The organism is Bradyrhizobium sp. WSM2254, from assembly GCF_000472645.1.
Classification (GTDB): domain Bacteria; phylum Pseudomonadota; class Alphaproteobacteria; order Rhizobiales; family Xanthobacteraceae; genus Bradyrhizobium; species Bradyrhizobium niftali.
In genome coordinates this window covers 1-2,428 of the sequence record NZ_AXAB01000096.1, presented here as the reverse complement: position 1 = coordinate 2,428, position 2,428 = coordinate 1, and the positions used below count along the sequence as shown (strand labels likewise).

General features: G+C 66.4%; 3 protein-coding genes. All 3 read right to left on the bottom strand.

The genetic code is table 11. From position 1 onward, the window contains the following. Nucleotides 1-94 precede the first annotated feature (94 nt). From A3M7_RS0137635 to A3M7_RS0137625, 3 genes are read right to left on the bottom strand one after another with little or no spacing between them, the layout of a single operon-like run. A complete protein-coding gene (locus A3M7_RS0137635) occupies nt 95-352 on the bottom strand; it encodes a DUF3297 family protein (protein ID WP_027548492.1) in 258 nt (85 codons plus the stop codon). Further along, entirely contained in the window at nt 349-825 is a 477-nt protein-coding gene (locus tag A3M7_RS0137630) for a glutathione peroxidase (protein WP_027548491.1), read from the bottom strand. The genes A3M7_RS0137635 and A3M7_RS0137630 overlap by 4 nt, the downstream gene beginning before the upstream one ends. 2 nt (nt 826-827) lie before the next feature. Then, nucleotides 828-2,228, bottom strand: a complete 1,401-nt coding sequence (locus tag A3M7_RS0137625; protein WP_027548490.1) for an amidase family protein — start codon at nt 2,226-2,228, stop codon at nt 828-830. Nucleotides 2,229-2,428 lie beyond the last annotated feature (200 nt).

Below are 2,428 nucleotides of genomic sequence, written 5' to 3'. Positions count from 1 at the left end.
CCATCCACGTCTTGGCCACCGAGCGAGGACGAAGACGTGGATGCCCGGGTCAAGCCCGGGCATGACGGCAGCGCGACACGTGGCGCGCCGCGGCCTACTTCTTGTCTCGAAAATACGGCTCCACCGGCCCATGCACCTTGATGGTCAGCGGGTTGCCGTAGCGGTCCTTGGCGTTGCCGGCGGTGACGCGGACCCAGCCTTCGCTGATGCAGTACTCCTCGACATTGGTCTTCTCGATGCCCTTGAAGCGGATGCCGACGTCGCGCGCCAGGATGTCCGCGTTGTAATAGGGGCTGTTCGGATCGACCGACAGGCGGTCCGGAAATTCGTCGCTCATGATTGTCTCGCTCATAACAGGGTCTCGATTTGCTGCCGCAATCCTTCGGGCCGTGCGGTCGGCGCGTAGCGCGCGATCACCCGGCCGGCACGGTCCACCAGGAATTTGGTGAAATTCCATTTGATGGAGGCGCCCAACAGGCCGGATTGCTGGCGTTTCAGGTACTCATACAAGGGATGCGCATGGGCGCCGTTGACGTCGATCTTCTCGAACAGGGGAAAGGTGACGTCGTAATGGGTCGAGCAGAATTCCTGGATCTCGCTCGCCGGCCCCGGCTCCTGCGCGCCGAACTGGTTGCAGGGAAAGCCCAGCACCGAGAAGCCGCGCGGCGAGAGATCGCGATAGAGATCCTCCAGGCCGCGATATTGCGGCGTGAAGCCGCATTTGCTCGCGGTGTTGACGATCAGGAGCACCTGCCCCTCGAAGCGACGCAGGGCGACTTCCTCGCCGAGAAGCGAGTTGGCCTTGAAGTCGTAGATCGCGGACATCGCTAACCCACGGGATCGATCGGCGACGGCGGCACGCCGCCCGCCTCGATCGCTTCGCCGGCGAGCAGACACAGATCCTCGCGGTAGCGGCCGGACACGATATGCACGCCGACCGGCGCCTTGCCGACGAGGCCGGTGGAGACGACGAGGCCCGGCAGGCCCATGAAGGGAATCGCGATCTGCGGCAATTGCGCCTCCCACACCCGCTTGAAGGACTCCTCGTCCTTGCGGTCGAGATGATCCGGGAACGGCAATTCGCCGGAGACCGGCGTCAGCAGCACCGCATAGGTCTCGAAGAACAGCATCCAGTCGCGGGTCAGCGTGGCGCGGCGGGTCAGGGCCTTCGCGTAGTTGGCCTGGTCCATTGGCGTCACCCTGCTGCGGTTGCCGCGCAGGCAGGCCAGCGCGCCGGGATCGCCCTCGCGCTCGGCCGCCTCTAGCTGCGCTCCATAGCCGTCGCCGAGCCAAAGCTTGATCTGCCACTCGACCGCTTCGCGCATCGGCGGGGGGTTCTCGATCACATCGACGGTCCACCCGGCACGCTCGAGGCGCTTGCCGGCATCGGTCACCGCCGCCTTCACCTCCGGCGTGGTCGCAAGGCCGTCCGGGTTGAGGCAGAGCGCGGCGCGCTTCGGCCGCGCGGGGCCTTCCAGCGGCGCCGGCACATACCAGGGGTCGCGGATGTCGCGCGCCGCCATTGCCGCAAGCGAAATCCTGATGTCGTTGACGGTGCGCGCCAGGGGGCCCGACACAGCCATGATCTGCGGGCCGATCGGACGCTCCGGCAGCGCCGGATTGAAGGCGGGGATGCGGCCGAGGGTCGGGCGCAAGCCGTGCACGCCGCAGGCATAGGCGGGATAGCGGATCGAGCCGGCGATGTCGGTGCCATGGGCGATGTGGCCGATGCCGGCCGCGACCGCCGAGCCGGCGCCACCGGACGAGCCGCCCGGCGTCAGCGCGGCATCGCGGGGGTTCTTGGTGTCGCCATGGACCAGGTTGGTGGTGAACCAGCGATAGGAGAAGGCCGGGCAATTGGTGCGGCCGAGCAGGATCGCACCGGCTTTGCGGAAATTGGCGACGACCGGGTTGTCCTCCCGCGCGATCAGGTCGCGCTGGAGTTTTAGGCCGTTGGTGGTGGCAAAGCCCTCCTGGTCGACATTGGCCTTGATGGTGACGGGAACGCCAGCCAGCACGCCGGGGTCCTCGCCCCGGCCAATTGCGGCATCGACGGCGTCGGCCTGCTTGAGCACGTCCTCCGGCCGGTGGTCGATCACGGCGTTAAGCTTTGGATTGACAGCGTCCAGGCGGTCGAGGCCGGCCTTGGCCGCCTCCCTGGCGGACACCTTTTTGGCCTTGACGAGGGTGGCGAGGTCGGCGGCCGACAGGCGCCAGAGATCTTGCATGACTTGCTCCGTATGACCGGCGTCTTTTAGCGCCGGGAACGCGGCAAAGCCATGCGGATTTCGCGGGGGCGAAGGGCGGGTTTGGTGTCGGATGGCGCCTCATTTTCCGTCATTGCTGTCGATGTTCAATAATTCGCTGATTGGATCGGGGTGGCCTTGGTAGCGGCGAAGGCCTTGGGAGTTTGTCCTGCCAAGGCCTG

Coding starts and splice junctions, on each gene's coding strand:
- A3M7_RS0137630 (WP_027548491.1), bottom strand. CDS start 825: ATGTCCGCGATCTACGACTTCAAGGCCAACTCGCTTCTCGGCGAGGAA.
- A3M7_RS0137625 (WP_027548490.1), bottom strand. CDS start 2,228: ATGCAAGATCTCTGGCGCCTGTCGGCCGCCGACCTCGCCACCCTCGTC.
- A3M7_RS0137635 (WP_027548492.1), bottom strand. CDS start 352: ATGAGCGAGACAATCATGAGCGACGAATTTCCGGACCGCCTGTCGGTC.